At 70.0% G+C, this 15923-nt stretch carries 12 protein-coding genes; 9 read left to right on the forward strand and 3 right to left on the reverse strand.

The window, feature by feature from the left end; all coding sequences use genetic code 11:
- The first annotated feature begins 52 nt into the window (after window positions 1-52).
- On the forward strand, window positions 53-1966 hold the full coding sequence (gene glgB, locus NNJEOMEG_RS07340) for a 1,4-alpha-glucan branching protein GlgB (RefSeq protein WP_173082873.1): 1914 nt from the start codon (window positions 53-55) through the stop codon (window positions 1964-1966).
- A gap of 425 nt (window positions 1967-2391) precedes the next feature.
- Here glgB and NNJEOMEG_RS07345 read toward each other — a convergent pair whose 3' ends face one another.
- The 3 genes from NNJEOMEG_RS07345 to NNJEOMEG_RS07355 form a co-directional block, all read right to left on the reverse strand.
- Window positions 2392-2859: an RT0821/Lpp0805 family surface protein gene (locus NNJEOMEG_RS07345; protein WP_173082875.1), complete on the reverse strand. Its 468-nt coding sequence runs from the start codon at window positions 2857-2859 to the stop codon at window positions 2392-2394.
- Window positions 2860-3017: 158 nt separating this feature from the next.
- Complete coding sequence (locus NNJEOMEG_RS07350) at window positions 3018-3896, reverse strand: DUF2156 domain-containing protein (protein WP_173082877.1); 879 nt, start codon at window positions 3894-3896, stop codon at window positions 3018-3020.
- Window positions 3880-5259, reverse strand: coding sequence for an MATE family efflux transporter (locus NNJEOMEG_RS07355; RefSeq protein WP_235956867.1), 1380 nt, complete (start codon window positions 5257-5259; stop codon window positions 3880-3882). Before NNJEOMEG_RS07355 ends, NNJEOMEG_RS07350 begins: the two co-directional genes overlap by 17 nt.
- A 114-nt stretch (window positions 5260-5373) precedes the next feature.
- On the opposite strand from NNJEOMEG_RS07355, the gene NNJEOMEG_RS07360 reads away from it, so the two are divergent.
- From NNJEOMEG_RS07360 to NNJEOMEG_RS07395, 8 genes are all read left to right on the forward strand, one after another.
- On the forward strand, window positions 5374-5751 hold the full coding sequence (locus NNJEOMEG_RS07360) for a winged helix-turn-helix domain-containing protein (protein ID WP_173082879.1): 378 nt from the start codon (window positions 5374-5376) through the stop codon (window positions 5749-5751).
- Window positions 5738-7363, forward strand: coding sequence for an FmdE family protein (locus NNJEOMEG_RS07365; RefSeq protein ID WP_371865483.1), 1626 nt, complete (start codon window positions 5738-5740; stop codon window positions 7361-7363). The genes NNJEOMEG_RS07360 and NNJEOMEG_RS07365 overlap by 14 nt, the downstream gene beginning before the upstream one ends.
- A gap of 266 nt (window positions 7364-7629) precedes the next feature.
- Window positions 7630-9087 carry a PP2C family protein-serine/threonine phosphatase gene (locus tag NNJEOMEG_RS07370; RefSeq protein WP_173082881.1) on the forward strand — a complete coding sequence of 486 codons (1458 nt, stop codon included), beginning with the start codon at window positions 7630-7632 and terminating at the stop codon, window positions 9085-9087.
- Window positions 9088-9108: 21 nt separating this feature from the next.
- On the forward strand, window positions 9109-10191 hold the full coding sequence (locus NNJEOMEG_RS07375; protein ID WP_173082883.1) for an acyltransferase family protein: 1083 nt from the start codon (window positions 9109-9111) through the stop codon (window positions 10189-10191).
- Between the two features lie 9 nt (window positions 10192-10200).
- Window positions 10201-11604: an L-serine ammonia-lyase gene (locus tag NNJEOMEG_RS07380; RefSeq protein ID WP_235956868.1), complete on the forward strand. Its 1404-nt coding sequence runs from the start codon at window positions 10201-10203 to the stop codon at window positions 11602-11604.
- 131 nt (window positions 11605-11735) lie between these two features.
- Window positions 11736-12647, forward strand: a complete 912-nt coding sequence (locus NNJEOMEG_RS07385) for a DUF429 domain-containing protein (protein WP_173082885.1) — start codon at window positions 11736-11738, stop codon at window positions 12645-12647.
- Between the two features lie 94 nt (window positions 12648-12741).
- Complete coding sequence (locus tag NNJEOMEG_RS07390; RefSeq protein ID WP_173082887.1) at window positions 12742-13782, forward strand: ABC transporter substrate-binding protein; 1041 nt, start codon at window positions 12742-12744, stop codon at window positions 13780-13782.
- Window positions 13779-15917: an ATP-binding protein gene (locus tag NNJEOMEG_RS07395; RefSeq protein ID WP_173082889.1), complete on the forward strand. Its 2139-nt coding sequence runs from the start codon at window positions 13779-13781 to the stop codon at window positions 15915-15917. The genes NNJEOMEG_RS07390 and NNJEOMEG_RS07395 overlap by 4 nt, the downstream gene beginning before the upstream one ends.
- Window positions 15918-15923 lie beyond the last annotated feature (6 nt).

Below are 15923 nucleotides of genomic sequence, written 5' to 3' on the forward strand. Positions count from 1 at the left end.
CCCCGTCCATTTGGCCTATGATCGGGCGATCGCCAGACACCCAGGAGCCCCCATGACCCCCAACGTCCTCCACGGCGTGAGCCTGCTGACCGACCACGACATCTACCTCTTCAAGGAGGGCACCCACTTCCGCCTTTACGAGAAGCTGGGCTCCCACACCATGACCGTGGACGGCATGGAGGGCACGCTCTTCGCCGTGTGGGCCCCCAACGCCCGCAAGGTCTCCGTGATCGGCGACTTCAACGGCTGGGACCGCAAGGCCCATCCCATGAGCGCCCGCCTGGACGGCTCCGGCATCTGGGAATGCTTCGCGCCCGGCGTGGGCCAGGGCACGGTGTACAAATACCACATCACCTCGCGCCATCACGGCCGCCACCTGGAAAAGGGCGACCCCTTCGCCTTCGCCTGGGAGGTGCCGCCGCGCTCGGCCTCGGTGGTCTGGAAGCTCGACCACCAGTGGAAGGACGCCGCCTGGATGGCCGGAAGGGCCGACGCCAGCTCCCTGGACGCGCCCATGTCCGTCTACGAGATGCACCTGGGCTCCTGGAAGCGCCATCCCGACACCTGGGACTCCCTCTCCTACCAGGAGATGGCCCGCCAGCTTCCGGGCTACCTCACGGACATGGGCTTCACCCACGTGGAGTTCCTGCCCGTGATGGAGCACCCCTTCTACGCCTCCTGGGGCTACCAGACCCTGGGCTACTTCGCCCCCAGCAGCCGCTACGGCACGCCCCAGGACTTCATGGACCTGGTGGACGCCCTCCACGCGGCGGGCATCGGCGTGATCCTGGACTGGGTGCCCTCCCACTTCCCCACCGACGGCCACGGCCTGGCCCTCTTCGACGGCACGCACCTCTACGAGCACGAGGACCCGCGCCAGGGCTACCACCCCGACTGGAAGAGCGGCATCTTCAACTACGGCCGCCACGAGGTGCGCGCCTTCGTGATCTCCTCAGCCCTCTTCTGGCTCGACCGCTACCACGCCGACGGCCTGCGCGTGGACGCAGTGGCCTCCATGCTCTACCTCGACTACTCCCGCAAGGAGGGCGAGTGGGTGCCCAACTGCTTCGGCGGCAAGGAGAACCTGGAGGCCATCGACCTCTTGCGCCGCCTCAACGAGGCCGCCTACACGAGCTTCCCCGGCATCCAGACCATCGCGGAGGAATCCACCGACTGGCCCCTGGTCTCCCGCCCCCCCTACATCGGCGGCCTGGGCTTTGGCATGAAGTGGAACATGGGCTGGATGCACGACACCCTGAACTACTTCACCAAGGACCCGGTCTTCCGCAAATACCACCACGGCGCGCTCTCGTTCTCCATCTGGTACGCCTTCAACGAGAACTTCGTGCTGCCGCTCTCCCACGACGAGGTGGTGCACGGGAAGGGCTCGCTGTTGCGCAAGATGCCTGGCGACGACTGGCAGAAATTCGCGGGCCTGCGCCTGCTCTTCGGCTACATGTGGACGCACCCGGGCAAGAAGCTCCTCTTCCAGGGCGGCGAGGTGGCCCAGTGGAGCGAGTGGAACCACGACGCCCAGGTGGACTGGGCGCTCCTGGGTGATCCCGCCCACGCCGGAATGCGCGACTGGATCAGGGACCTGAACGCCCTCTACCGGGAATGCCCGGCCCTGCACCAGACCGACTTCCACCACAAGGGCTTCGAATGGGTGGACTTCCACGACGCCGAGGCCAGCGTGCTGTCCTTCCTGCGCTTCGGCAAGGACCCCTCCGAGATGCTCCTGGCCTGCTTCAACTTCACGCCCATCCCCCGCGAGGGCTACCGCGTGGGCGTGCCCCGGGGCGGGGTCTGGCGCGAGGTGCTCAACTCCGACTCGCGGCACTACTTCGGCTCCGGCATGGGCAACGCCGGGGCCGTGACGGCCCAGGACGAGGAGAGCCACGCCCGGACGCACACGCTCACCCTCACCCTGCCGCCCCTTGGCGTGGTGGTCTTCCGTCCGGAGTAGGATGCGACAGGCGTCCGCCCTGCCCCACCGGGCCGCTGGCCGCACGAACCGGGAGGCGGCCCGCGTCGCCGACACCGGGGCCGGTCACCTGATCGACCGGAAACGCACGCAAAACCGGCCCGGGGCTCCAAAGCCGCCGGGCCGGTTCTTTTGCGTGGCGAGCCCCGCCCCTCGTGGGGGGGGGCCGTGCGGGCGCGGTATCACTCCGTGCGGGATGACCGCGCCACGCGAAGACCCCGCCCGAGTCGCTTCCTCACGCTTTGTCCGCACGGATGTTCAAAGCAAACGGCCAAAATCCTTTCATTGCTCAACATCGCGCCTCTCGTGTGGCATGTCGAGAAACAAGAACCTGTTTTTCAAAATTCAAATCAATGGTTTTGTCTGCTTGTCTCGACAACCCGCATGGACGGATTTGAGTCCCACCATCAGTTGTTGATGCGCCAGGTGCCGTCCGCCTGACGGCAGGCCGTGCCGCGCACGGTCTCCTTGCGGCCGTCGATGATCACGGTCTGGGTGTATTCGCGGCAGGGCGCGCCCTGGTCGTAGTAGGTGCGCACGGGCTGCATGGTGGACTCGCGCCCGGTGTTGGGGTTGCGCCAGGTGGTGGCGCGGTAGTCGCGGTTGTTCTCCAGGGCGCTCGCGGCCTGGCGGCGGTCGTAGTCGTCCCAGACGCTGCCCAGGTAGCCGCCCACCGCGCCGCCGATGATGGCCCCGGCCAGGGTGCCCATCACGCGTCCGGCCGGGTCGTTGCCGCCGATGGCCCCGCCCGCGATGGCCCCGCCCGCCGCGCCCGCCACGATGCCCACGTCGCGCTTGCGGATGGTCTGGTCGTCGGCGCAGGCAGAAAGGGCCAGCACCGTCAAAAGAGTCAGGGCGATTGCACGATATGTCATGATTTTCTCCTCATGGCGCGAGTGGCGTGTTCCGCGCCCGGTTGTCCTTTCCCCGGCGCACCAGACGCGGCGCGCCTTGCCGGGTTCGTCCCCGCCGGGGCGGGAACACGGTTGCACAAACCCTGCCGGTCAGGGCCGCGTCGGTCCGGCCTTGCCGCTCAGGCCAGCACGCGCACGGCCCGCTTCTCCAGGAAGAGCGCCGGATTGTAGGAGAGCTTGGCCTTGCGCAGGCCCTCGTCTCCCAGATCCTGCTCGCGGTTCACGTGGGTGAAGCCCTGGCCCTGGTGCTCCAGGAACATCTGGTTCACGGCCTGGTAGACGCCCTTGAAGCCGTTGCTCCCCTTCTCGAAATGGATCACCAGCATGGAGTCGTCCAGGGCCTCGGCCACGGTGTAGGCGATCATGCGCCCCTCCACGCGGACGGCCCCGCCCAGCAGGTTGGGCAGGCGGTCCCAGTCCTTCACCACCCGGGCGATGGCCCGGTTCTCGGCGGCCAGGGTGGCGTCGCACTCGGCCTCGCGCCAGACGCACCACTCCATCTGCATCTGGAGCACCTCCTCGATGCAGTCGGCCGTGAGGGGATGGTATTCGTAGGCGTAGTTCTTGGTGAACTGGTTGAGAAGGTTCTTCTTTTTATGGAAGCGGTTGCCCGAGAGGGCCGAGAGTTCCGAGACCAGATAGACGTAGTCCCAGTGCTCGCGGGCCTCGCTCACCTCCACGCGCCCGGGAAGGGCCTCGCTCCAGATGTCGGCCAGGCGCGCGGGCACGCGGATGAACGAACCGCCCCCGTTCAGGGTGGGGCAGCGCGACCAGTCCACGGTCTCCCACGGCCCCACGGGCGCCCAGTACACGGTCTCGGGCCTGGTCTGGCGCAGCCAGACGTGGGAGTCCCCGAAGCTCCACTCCAGGCCGTACTCCTCGCACCAGCCCCAGAGGTTGGCGAAGGAGTAGTCCGAGACCTTCTGGGGGCAGCGCGCCAGGCGCGCCAGGTATTCGTCGCGCCCGCCCAGCGCAAGGGGTTCAAAGGCTCTTTTCACGCTCCGTCCTTGGCTTGATCATGGAAAAACGCGCCCAGTCCCTGAAGCGGTACACCGCCAGCAGGGCCAGGGCCTGGAACACCTGGGAGACCAGCATGGAGAGCCACACGCCCTCCGCCGTGCCCCACGCCCGCCATCCCAGCCACCACGCCACGGGCAGGCGCACGCCCCAGATGGACGCCCCGAACACGATGAGATTGTACACCGTGGCCCCGGCCCCGGTCAAAGCGCCCGCCAGGATCATCCCGGTGCAGGTGAAGGGCACGGCCAGCAGGTTGTAAACCAGGTAGAGACGCGCCTCGGCCGCCACGCCCGCGTCCGGGGCGAAGACCGCCGAGATGGAGGGCAGGAAGGGCCACAGGCACAGGGCCATGAGGCTCATGGCCGCCACCCCCAGCCCCAGCACCCTAAAGCCCATGCGCCGGGCCTCGGCCGGGTTGCCCTGGCCCAGGGCGTGCCCCACGAGGATGGAGGCCGACATGTTGAAGGCGAAGGCGGGCAGGAAGATGCCGGACTCCACGCGCGAACCCGCCGCGAAGGCCGCCAGGGCCTCCACGCCCCCCGAGGGCAGCCCGCCCGCGATGGCCAGGAGCACCGTGTACCCCGAATGCCACACCACCTGCATGAGCCCCGAAGGCCAGGCCACGCGGAAGACGTAGCGCCAGGCCACCCGCGTCCAGCGCCAGGGCGCGAGCATCGACCGCGAGAGGATGCCCGCGCGGCGCAGCCACACCAGGTTGCAGCACAGCCCCAGGGTCATGGAGCCCACCGTGGCCCAGGCCACTCCGGCAACGCCCAGGGCGGGCAGGCCCCACAGGCCCAGGCCCAGACCGTAGTCCAGCACGGCGTTGACCGCGCACCCCACGCCCACCGCCAGAAGCGGGGCCATGACGATCTTGTGGGAGCGCAACACCGCGTTGGACACCAGGAAAAGGTAGTTCACCGGCAGGAGCCAAAGGAAGATGCCCAGGATCTCCCGCGTGGGGGCCAGCATCTCCCCCGGCACGTTGAGGAGCTTCAGGAACGGACCCTCAAGGCCGAAGCCCGCCGCGAACACCGCCACGCCCAGGCCCAGGCCCGAGAAGAGGCACAGCCCCGCGTAGCGTGCCGCGCGCAGCGCCCGCCCCGCCCCCAGGGACTGCGTGAGCGCCGCCACCGAGCCGTTGGACACCGCGATGGCCACCGTGAGGAAAAGAAACATCGCCTGGCTCACCAGGCCCATGGCCGCCTGGGCCTCGCGCCCGATGCGCGCGCACACGGCCACGTCCGCCACCCCGATAAGGAACTGGAAGACCATCATCAGGAGTTGCGGCCAGGTGAGCGCCCAGATGGAGCGGTAGGGCCTTGCGAGATCGACGTTCACGGTCGAGCGGGGGTACGCCGCGCCGCGAAATCGGTCAACAGGGATTGCCCGGGGCCTTCAATTCTGTTAGCTGAAGCACACATATGTTAGAAACGGCATAGAAGGGGACTGCTCATGGACAAGGTGAATCCCACGCTGCGCCTGCACCTCTGGCTGGAAACCCCGGGGGGGATGCTCCTTGGCCTGGGGCGCGCGGAGCTGCTGCTGCGCATCCACGAGACGGGCTCGCTCAACCAGGCGGCCAAGGCCATGGGCATGTCCTACCGGGCGGCCTGGGGGCGGCTCAAGGCCACGGAGGAGATCGTGGGCGGAGGCCTGGTGGAGAAGACGCGCGGCCAGCGCGGCTTCGCCCTCTCGGAGTTGGGCCGCGAGCTGGCCCTGGCCTTCCAGCGCTGGCACGCCGACGTGGAGGCCTACGCCCTGAAACGCGCGGAGGAGACCTTCCCCTGGCCGGTCAAGCCCTTCTCGGAGGTGGATCATGCTCATGGATAGGACGTACTGCGGGCTTTCGCGCGAGGACTACCTCCAGCGCATCGTGGATTTCCACAATTACGCCGCGCCCGGGGTGGTCGTGGGCGGCATGATGGTGGACGCCGCGCGCCGCCACCTGCCCGAAGGCACGCTCTTCGAGGCCCTCTGCGAGACCGGGGCCTGCCTGCCCGACGCCGTGCAGCTCTTCACCCCCTGCACCCTGGGCAACGGCTGGCTGCGCGTGAAGGACCTGGGACGCTACGCCCTGACCCTCTACGACAAATACACCGGCAAAGGCTTCCGCGCCCACCTGGACCCCGCCGCCTTCGCCTCCTGGCCGGAAATCGCGGGCTGGTTCCTCAAGACCAAGCCCAAGAAGGACCAGGACTCCGACCGGCTCCGGGAAGATATCTTCGAGGCGGGCGAGTCCCTGCTCACCCTGCGCGAGGCCCAGGTGACCCCCGAATTCCTGGGCAAGCGCCCCAAGGGCGCCATCGCCGTGTGCCCGCGCTGCGCCGAGGCCTACCCGGCCATGCACGGCCCGGTCTGCCTGGGCTGCGCCGGGCAGTCCCCCCTGGCCAGGACCAAGGCCCGGCCGCGCCTCACCCCCGTGCCCGTGGAGCAGGCCGTGGGCCGCCAGGCCCTGCACGACATGACCCTGGTGGAGCCCGGACGCTCCAAGGGCGCGGCCTTCGTCAAGGGCCAGACCCTGGACGCGGGCGACCTCTGCCGCCTTCAGCGCATGGGGCGCTTCCACGTCTACGTGCAGGACGCCGCCTCCGGCGACGAGGCCTTCGTGCACGAGGACGACGCCGCCACCGCCCTGGCCGGGGCCGTGTGCGACTCCTCCGGCATCGAGCCCGCCGGAGCCCCCCGCGAAGGCAAGATCACCCTGCTGGCCTCCCGCGACGGCCTCCTCCACATCGACGTGGAACGTCTGGCCGCCCTGAACTCCCTGGCCGACGTGGCCCTCTCCCTGCGCCACGACGCAAGCCTCGTGAAAGCCGGAGAGCCCGTGGGCGGCGTGCGCGCCATCCCCCTCTACATCGACCGCGAACTCCTGGAAGACGCCCTGGGCCTGGCCGCCGGGGAACCCCTGGCCAGCGTGCGCCCCCTGCGCAAGGCGCGCGCCGGGGCGCTCATCACCGGCACCGAGGTGTTCACCGGGCTCATCGAGGACAAGTTCGCCCCCGTGCTGGCCGCCAAACTGGCCCCCCTGGGTTCCCAACTGGCCGAGACCCGCTTCGCCCCCGACGACGCCGCATCCATCGCCCGGGGCGTGCGCGAGCTGCTCGACGCGGGGTGCGATTTCCTCTTCACCACCGCGGGCATGAGCGTGGACCCCGGCGACGTGACCCTCCAGGGCCTGCTGGACGCCGGGCTCGAAGACCACATCTTCGGCATGCCCGTGCTCCCCGGCAACATGACCCTGGTGGGGCGCATCGGCCACGTCCCCGTCATGGGCGTCCCGGCCTGCGCGCTCTTCCACAAGACCACCAGCCTGGACCTCCTGCTCCCCCGGGTGCTGGCGGGCGTGCCCGTCACGCGCGCGCTCCTGGCGCGCATGGGGCACGGCGGCTTCTGCATGGACTGCAAGCGCTGCACCTTCCCCCACTGCCCCTTCGGCAAGTAGCGGACGGACAACGCGCGGCGGCGGACGCGGGCGGGACGCCGGACCGGAGGCGGCGTTGCGCGCGCGAGGACAGGCGCGAACAGCCGGTCCTTCCCCGCACGTCAACGGGATGCGAACGGCACGCGCCGGGGCAGTTTCGTGTTTCCACCCGGACGGGTATGGGATAACCTCGGGCCATGAACAAGTCGTTCCCCCTGCGCCTCTGCGCGGGATACCTCCTGGGGTCGGTGCTCCTGGCCATCTACGGCGGCCGGGTCTGACCCTTCATGGACTCGCTGCCCCCCGTGCACCTGGGGGCCATCGTCCTCGCCGCGTCCGCCGTGGTCCTGCTGGCCAGGGTCCCCCTGGAGAAGGCCCTGGTGGAAGGAGCGGACATCTTCGGCCAGCCGCGCAGCCAGTTCCTGCTGGACCTCGCCCTGGGCCTCGCCGCCGGGGGGCTGGCCGGGCTCTTCAACACCCTGGCCCTGGGCTTTCCTCCCTTCAGCGGCTTCAAGCTCTTCGTGGGCATGGGCGCGCTGGCCTTCCTGCTGGCCCTGGATTCTGCCATCACCCGCCAGCGCCTGATCATCGACCGCGCCTGCACCAAGAACTGGCGCACCCCGCCCGAGTCCGTGCACCCCATGGCCCGCAAGCTGGCCCTGGTGGCCGTGAGCTCCGCCGTCTTCGTGGCCGCGCTCATCACCCTCATCCTGGCCAACGGCGTGGACTGGCTGGCCATGCACGCCGCCGATCCGGCCGCCCTGGCCCAGGCCAAACGCTCGGTGACCCTGGAAGTGGTGTACGTCACGGGCGTGCTGGTGGCGGGCGTGGGCTTTCTGATCGTGCGCTACGCCGAGAACCTGCGCAGGCTCCTGGCCGAGCAGACCGGCGTGCTGGAATCCGTGAGCAAGGGCGACCTCTCCCGGCGCATCCCCGTGGCCACGGCCGACGAATTCGGGGTGATCGCCGCGCGCACCAACGCCATGATCGAAGGCCTCAAACACCGCACGGAACTCATGAACGCCCTGGAGCAGGCCAAGGCCGTGCAACGCAGCCTCCTGCCCGGGCAGATCCCCGTGCGCGAGGGCCTGGACATGGCCGCCACGGCCTCCTACTCCGGCCAGACCGGCGGCGACTACTACGACTTCCTCGAACTGGCGGGCGACTCCCTGGCCGTGGTGGTGGCCGACGTCTCGGGCCACGGAGTGGACTCGGCCCTGCTCATGGCCTCGGCCCGGGGCTTTCTGCGCCAGGGCGCGCTGTGCCTCTCCGACACTTCGCGCATCGTCACCACCCTCAACCGCCACCTCTCCCGCGACGTGGCGGGCAGCGGCCACTTCATCACGCTCTTCATGCTGGTCATCGACCCACGCGCCAAGACCGTGGAATGGGTCCGCGCCGGGCACGACCCCGCCATCCTCTACGACCCCGCCCAGGACGCCTTCTCCGAACTAGCCGGGCGCGGCCTGCCCCTGGCCGTGGACCAGGAGAGCGCCTACCTCCCCGGACGCCTCAAGCAGTGGCCCGCCGGACAGATCGCCGTGCTGGGCACCGACGGCCTCTGGGAGGGATTCGCCCCCGACGGCTCCATGTACGGGAAGGACCGCCTGCGCCAGGTGGTGCGCGACAACGCCCAGGCCACGGCCCAGGAGATCCTCGACGCCGTGGTGGCCGACTGGAAGGACTTCCTGGGCGCGGCGCCGCCCCAGGACGACCTCACCCTGGCCGTGATCCGTTTTCTCTAAACCCCATCCGACGAGGCCTCCGTGAAGCGTGAGATTCCCCAGCTGCACTTCATCCGCGCCGCCGCCATGGTCGGCATCTTCGTCCACCACCTCTTCCAGGGCATCGGCCCTCTGCGCGACGCCTACGCGGGCACCATCCTGGGCCACTTCTTCGTGGATCTGGCCCTGGGCGTGGCCGTGTTCAACGTGATGACCAGCTTCCTCCTGGCCCTGCCCTACGTGGGCGAGAACCCCGCGCCCATCCCCCGCCTGCGCGACTTCGTTCCCAAGCGCCTGGCCAGGCTCTGCCCCCACTACTACCTGGCCGTGCTCCTGGTGGTGCTGGGCAACGCCGTGGTCTACCGCATCACCTCCCCCGGCGACTGGCTGCCCCCGGCCCTCTGGCACCTGCTCTTCCTGGACCCGCTGCGCACCCAGTCCTTCATGTCCAACACGGCGGCCTACTGGTGGCTGGGCCTGCTCTTCCAGTTCACCCTGGCCTGGCCGCTGATCCTCACGGTCACGCGGCGCTACGGCCTGGAGCGCGTCACGGTGGCGGCCACCCTCGCGCTGTGGACGCTCACGGAGTTCGTCAAGCTCTGGGGCAAGGCCTCGCCCGACGGCCTGGGCGGCACGCTGGCCTTCCTCTCCTCGTTCAACCTGCCCTCGCGCCTGCCCGAGTTCCTCATGGGCATGTGGATGGCCCAGCTCTGGAAGCAGGACCCCGACCGCCCCTTCCTGGCCGACGCCAAACTGGGCGGCCTGATCTTCAGCGCCTGCGCCTACTGCCTCGCCGCCCCCTGGGTCGGACTGCCCACGCCCTGGTTCGCGGGCATCGCCTGGACCCTGGCCCTCTTCCTGGCCCTCTTCTCGCTGCCCCAGGCCGCCCGCTGGGGCGAAAGGCCCGGCGTGCTCTGGCTCTCGGGGGCCTCCTACGCCATCTACCTGGTCCATCAGCCGGTGCTCAGCTACCTGGACGTGGCCGCGGCCTCCTTCGCGCCGTGGTGGAAGTTCATCGTGCTCGGCCTGCTGGGCTGGATCCTCTCGGTCAAGGAGGCCCGCTGGCTCGACGAGGCGGCGGCCTGGGTCTCCGCCAGGCTCCCCGACGCAAAGAAGAAGAAATAGAGGTTTCCCATGCCCCTGCGCCCCCTGCCCGGCGACGCCCGGCCCATGTGCCCCGTCACCACGTCCGTGTTCGAGCTTCTGAAGGTCGGCCCGGGGCCGTCGAGTTCCCACACCATCGGCCCCATGACCGCCGCCGCGGACTTCATGGAGCAGGCCGCACGCCTACCGGCCGACCGGCTGGCCCTGGCGCGCGGCCTGAAGGTGACGCTCCAGGGTTCCCTGGCCGCCACCGGGCGCGGCCACGGAACCCTGCGCGCCGTGCTGGCCGGGCTTTTGGGCAACCGCCCCGAGACCTGCCCGCCGGACATCCTGGACGCCATGGCCGCCTTCGCGGCCGGAGAGCTGAAACTCGGGGCCATCACGCTGCCCGTCTCCGAGGACTGCGTGGTCTTCGACCTGCTCACCCTGCCCAAGCACCACCCGAACACCCTGGTGTTCCGGCTCCTGGACGCGGACGGCAACGCCCTGCTGGAGCGCGAGGCCTGGTCCGTGGGCGGCGGCTTCGTGGAGTGGGAGGGCGACACGCCCCCCGAGCGACAGGCCCCGCCCCACCCCTACGAAACCATGGCCGACCTGCGCGCCCTGGCCGCCTCCACGGGGCTTTCGCTCCCCGAGATCCTCCTGGCCAACGAGGCGGCGCTCACCGGGCGCACGCCCCAGGAGATCGCTTCGGGCCTGGAGCGCATCATGCGCGCCATGGAGGACGCCGTGGAGCGCGGCCTGGAGGCCTCGGGCGTGCTGCCCGGCCCCCTGGGCCTGCACCGCAAGGCCAAGGCCCTCTTCGAGCGCTACCGCCAGGACCCCCAGCAGCAGGACCGCCCCATCCTGGCCCTGTGCGCCTGCGCCTTCGCCGCCGCCGAGGAGAACGCCTCGGGCCACACCATCGTCACGGCCCCCACGGCGGGGGCCTCGGGCGTGCTGCCCGCCGTGCTCTACGTCACCAAGAACCTGCGGCCCACGGCGGGCGTGTTCCGCAAGGACCAGCGCGAGGCCCTGCTGGCCGCCGCCCTGGTGGGCATGCTGGCCAAACACAACGCCTCCGTGAGCGGGGCCGAGGTGGGCTGCCAGGGCGAGGTGGGCGTGGCCTCGGCCATGGCCGCCGCCTACCTGGCCCAGGTGCACGGCCACTCGCCCGCCGTGGTGGAGAACGCCGCCGAGACGGCCCTGGAGCACCACCTGGGCCTCACCTGCGACCCGGTGCAGGGCTACGTGCAGATCCCCTGCATCGAGCGCAACGCCATGGGCGCGGTGAAGGCCTACGCCGCCTACCAGATCGCCGCCGCCGAGACCCCGGGCCACCACATGGTGGGCCTGGACCAGGCCATGCGCGCCATGGCCGAGACCGGGCGCGACATGTGCGCCAAATACAAGGAGACCGCCCAGGGCGGACTGGCCGCCAGCGTGCGCTGCTAGAAGCGTTGCAAGGGGGCTTCTTGAAACGCGTGTGAGGATGGGACGCGCTCACGCAAGCGCCGTCCGGCGGAGGGCTCCTGGGCGGCGTCATGCCGCTGGGCCAGCCGTTTCCCCAGGGCGGGAGGGGAACCATGCGCATCCACGGAATAGACTTCACCAGCACCCCGGCCCGGGCCAAGCCCCTGGTCTGCGCCGACGCGTGCCTGGAGGGCGGCGTGCTCGCGGTGGAGTCCCTGACCGTGTTCGAGGGGCCGGGCGATCGGGCCTTCGAGGCACTGGCCGCGCACCTGCTCTCCGGGGGGACTGCCGTGGCCGGGTTCGATTTCCCCTTCTCCCTCTCGCGCAAGGTCCTCGTCGGCCCGCACCCCCTCTTCCCGGACATGTCCTGGCCCGCGCCCTGGGAGCCCTTCGCGCGCAGGCTCGCGGACCTCTCACGGGAGGACTTCGCGGCCCTCCTGGAGGCCTACAAGGCCCCCCGGCCCAAGGGCGACAAGCAGCACAAACGCCTGGCCGACGAGGCCGCCCGCGCCCAAAGCCCCCAGACGCTCCACTACACCCCCGTGGCCCGCATGTTCCACGCCGGGGCCGCCCTCTTCCTGAAGCACGGCTTCGACGTGGCCCCACAGCGCCGCACGGACTGCCCCCTCACCGCCGTGGAGGCCTACCCGGGCCTCTTCGTGCGCGAGATGGCAGGCAAGGCCCCCTACAAGGCCGAGGCTGCCGACCGCGCCAACAACAGGCCCGAACCCGCCCGGGCACGCCACGAGGCCCGCGCGCGCATCCTCGACGCCCTGGAGGGTCCGGCCTGCCGCGCCCGCTACGGCCTGCGGACGGTCCTGGCCCCGCGCGTGCGCGAACGCGCCCTGGAGGACGCCACCGGCGACACCCTGGACTCCGCGCTCTGCGCCCTCCAGGCCGCCTGGGCCTGGGAGCGCCGTTCCCAGGGCTGGGGCATGCCCGGCCCCGAACGGGTGGACCCCGCCATGCTGGCCTTCGAGGGCTGGATCGCCGATCCGGCCTGCATCGCCCCGGCCCGGCCCTGACGCCCGGGCGTGGCGCGCCGCTTTACATTCACCCCGCCGGGCGTATACTCAATAAAGCATCAGGTATTCCGCCATCGCAGCACAAGGAGCAGCCATGTCTCCCAACGGGCGGTCCTCCACCGTCCCGGCGCTCGTACTGGCCGGACTTCTTCTGTGCCTCGCCGCACCCTCACCGGCCCAGACGCCCAGGGCGGAGACGCCTTTGCGCGTCTTCGTGGTGCAAAGCTACAACCAGGAATACGTCTGGACCCGGACCATCAACGAGGGCCTGCGCGAAGCCCTGCGCGGGCTCGACGTGGTCATCGAATTCTTCTACCTGGACGCCAAGCGCAAGCCCGACCCCGACAACCTCCGGCGTGTGGCCCGGGAAGCCCTGGCCCGCATCGAGGCGCGGCGGCCCCAGGTGGTGGTGGCCGTGGACGACCCTGCCCAGGCCTACCTGGTGGAGCCCTTCCTGAAGGGCCGCGCCTCGCCGCAGGTGATCTTCTGCGGGGTCAACGCGCCCCTGGCGCTCTACGGCTACCCGGCGGCCAACGTCTCCGGCGTGCGGGAGCGCTGGCACTTCCGCGAGGGCTTCGCCTTCCTGCGCCAGCTCTTCCCGGACGTCGGCTCCGTGGCCCTGCTCCTGGACGAATCCGAATCGGCGGGTTTCGTCCTGGACGACCTGCGCGAGGACCAGCGCCTTAACGGCCCCTTCGCCGTGCGCCTGGCCGCCGTGGAACAGGTGGCGACCTTCCAGGCCTGGAGACGCAAGGTGTTGGAACTCCAGGAGCGCGCCGACGCCCTTGCCCTGGGCCTCTACCACTCGCTCGTGGACGAGGAGACGGGCCTGGTGGTCCCGCCTGAGCAGGTGGCCGCCTGGAACGACACGGTTGTGCGCAAGCCCACCCTGGGCTTCACCGACTTCTCCCGCGACCACGGACACCTGGCGGGCGTGCTGGAATCCGGGCACGAGCAGGGTTTCCTGGCCGGCGGCATGGTGCGGGAGATCCTCACGACCAGGGTGGCCGCCGGAACGCTCCCCGTGCGCATCAACGACCAGGGCATCGTCTTCCTGAACCTGCGCACCGCCGAGCGGCTGGGCCTGAAAATCCCCTACGAATTCATCGAGGCTGGCGAGGTGGTGGTGCGATGAAGGGGCTGCGTGGCGCGCTCACCCGCCGCCTTGCCTCGGACCGCCAGTTCCTGGCCGTCCTGCTTGCCGTGTTCGCCGGGGCCGTGGTCAGCACAGCCCTGGCCTACTCCCACACGCGCAAGACGGTGGAAGCGCTGGCCCGCACCCAGTTTCTCCAGAGCCTGGACTTCTTGGACCACGAAGTGGACGTGCAGGTGCGCGGAATGATCTTCCAGACCCGCCTGGTGAGCCAGGAGCCCGTGCTCCTGCTGGCCCTGGAAGAAAGCTACCTGGGCGGCTCGGCCCGGGCGGCCGCCCGGCGCAAACTGGAAAGCCTGGTGGAGGACGGCGTTTTCGAACGCTTCTACCTGATGAACATGAAAGGCGCGATCGTCCTGGCCTCCAACCCCGCCCTGGCCGGGACCCTGGACGTGTCCGACCGGCGCTACTACCGCGAAGCACGCGAGGGCCGCCCCGCCCTGGAGACGGTGGAGACCTCCCGGGTGACCGCACGGCCCATTCTTGTCGCCTCGCAACCCGTGCGCGCGGCCGACGGCTCCGTGCGCGGCGTCGTGGTGGCCATCCGGGACACCGCCGCCTTCGCCCGGGACATCCTGGCCCTGCCGCATCTGGGGGGGCTCGGCGTCGGCTTCATCCTTGGCAAGCACGGCAGCGTGCTGGCCGCACCGCCTCAGGGCGATCAGCCAACCTTCCAGCCGGACCCCTTCGTCCCCCTGATCGTCCACGGGGCGGACTCGAACCAATTGGTGCGTTTCGATCGACAGGGCGTCACGCGCATCTGCCTGGCCAAGATCAACCGCATCACGGGCTGGATCCTGGCCGTGGAAGCCGACGATGCCCTGGTGCTCTCCCCGGTGAACCACCTGGCCGCCGTGAACGTGGGCGTGGCCCTGGGCACGCTTGCCCTGGTTGCGCTTGCCCTCGGGGCGCTGCGCAAAGTGCTGGCCAACCTGCGCCGCTCCGAGGAGCGTTTCTCCATGCTCTTTCGCCTCTCGCCCGAGGCAGCGCTGCTCCTGGACGCCAACGACCTCTCCGTGCTCGCCGTCAACGAGGCCTACACCCGCCTCACGGGCTACGCGCCCTCCGAGGTGCTGGGGCGCTCCATTCCCCAGATCCAACCGGAGATCGACCGCGCCCGGCTGGATGCCTTCCACGCCGACGTGCTGCGCGGGGGACGCGTCGTGGACCGCGAGTTCGAGGGACGCCGCAACGACGGGCAAACCTTCAGGGTCTCCGTCTCCGGCCAGATCATCGAGAGCGAGTCCGGCCTGTGGCTCATGATTCTCCTGCACGACGTCACCCAGGCCCGCAAAATCCAGGAGATGATGATCCAGACCGAAAAGATGCTCTCCGTGGGCGGCATCGCGGCGGGCATCGCCCACGAGATCAACAACCCTCTGGGCATCGTGGTCCAGGCCTCCCAGAACCTCGTGCAGCGCACCCGCCCGGACCACCCGAAGAACATTGAGGCCGCCCGCGAGGTGGGCGTGGACATGGGCCTCGTGGCCCGCTACTTCCAGGCCCGCCAGCTTGACGTGTTCGTCCAGGACATCCAGGGCGCCGCCTTGCGCGCCGCGAGCATCATCCGCCACATGCTGGACTTCAGCCGCAGCAGCGAGTCGCGCCGCAAACCCTGCGACCTGGCCGCCATCCTGGAAAAGGCCCTCTCCCTGGCCGCCAACGACTACGACCTCAAGAAAAGCTACGACTTCAAGCGCATCACCATAGACAGGGACTTTGAACCCAACCTCCCCTCCGTGCCCTGCACCGAAACCGAGATAGAGCAGGTGTTCCTGAACATCCTGCGCAACGCCGCCCAGGCCATGGCCGAAGCCCCGCCCCGCCCGGAAGGGCCGCGCATTGGCCTGCGCCTGCGAGCCTTGTCCGGCCGCGTCCAGGCCGTTTTCGAGGACAACGGCCCGGGCATGAGCCCCGAAGCGCGCCGCCGCGCCTTTGAGCCCTTCTACACCACCAAGGCCCCGGGCGTGGGCACGGGGCTCGGCCTCTCGGTCTCCTACTTCATCGTGGTCAAGGGCCACGGAGGGCGCATGACCCTGGACTCCGCGCAAGGCCGGGGCGCGCGCTTCACCCTGGAGCTGCCCCTGGGCGACGCCCCCCTGGACCCCGCCGCCTGACCCGCA

The sequence above is a fragment of the Fundidesulfovibrio magnetotacticus genome (genome assembly GCF_013019105.1).
GTDB lineage: Bacteria > Desulfobacterota > Desulfovibrionia > Desulfovibrionales > Desulfovibrionaceae > Fundidesulfovibrio > Fundidesulfovibrio magnetotacticus.

Bases quoted from the DNA above. Each gene is read 5' to 3' on its own strand.
- glgB (WP_173082873.1), top strand. From the start codon at position 53: ATGACCCCCAACGTCCTCCACGGCGTGAGCCTGCTGACCGACCACGAC.
- NNJEOMEG_RS07345 (WP_173082875.1), bottom strand. From the start codon at position 2,859: ATGACATATCGTGCAATCGCCCTGACTCTTTTGACGGTGCTGGCCCTT.
- NNJEOMEG_RS07360 (WP_173082879.1), top strand. From the start codon at position 5,374: ATGGACAAGGTGAATCCCACGCTGCGCCTGCACCTCTGGCTGGAAACC.
- NNJEOMEG_RS07365 (WP_371865483.1), top strand. From the start codon at position 5,738: ATGCTCATGGATAGGACGTACTGCGGGCTTTCGCGCGAGGACTACCTC.
- NNJEOMEG_RS07370 (WP_173082881.1), top strand. From the start codon at position 7,630: ATGGACTCGCTGCCCCCCGTGCACCTGGGGGCCATCGTCCTCGCCGCG.
- NNJEOMEG_RS07380 (WP_235956868.1), top strand. From the start codon at position 10,201: ATGCCCCTGCGCCCCCTGCCCGGCGACGCCCGGCCCATGTGCCCCGTC.
- NNJEOMEG_RS07385 (WP_173082885.1), top strand. From the start codon at position 11,736: ATGCGCATCCACGGAATAGACTTCACCAGCACCCCGGCCCGGGCCAAG.
- NNJEOMEG_RS07390 (WP_173082887.1), top strand. From the start codon at position 12,742: ATGTCTCCCAACGGGCGGTCCTCCACCGTCCCGGCGCTCGTACTGGCC.
- NNJEOMEG_RS07395 (WP_173082889.1), top strand. From the start codon at position 13,779: ATGAAGGGGCTGCGTGGCGCGCTCACCCGCCGCCTTGCCTCGGACCGC.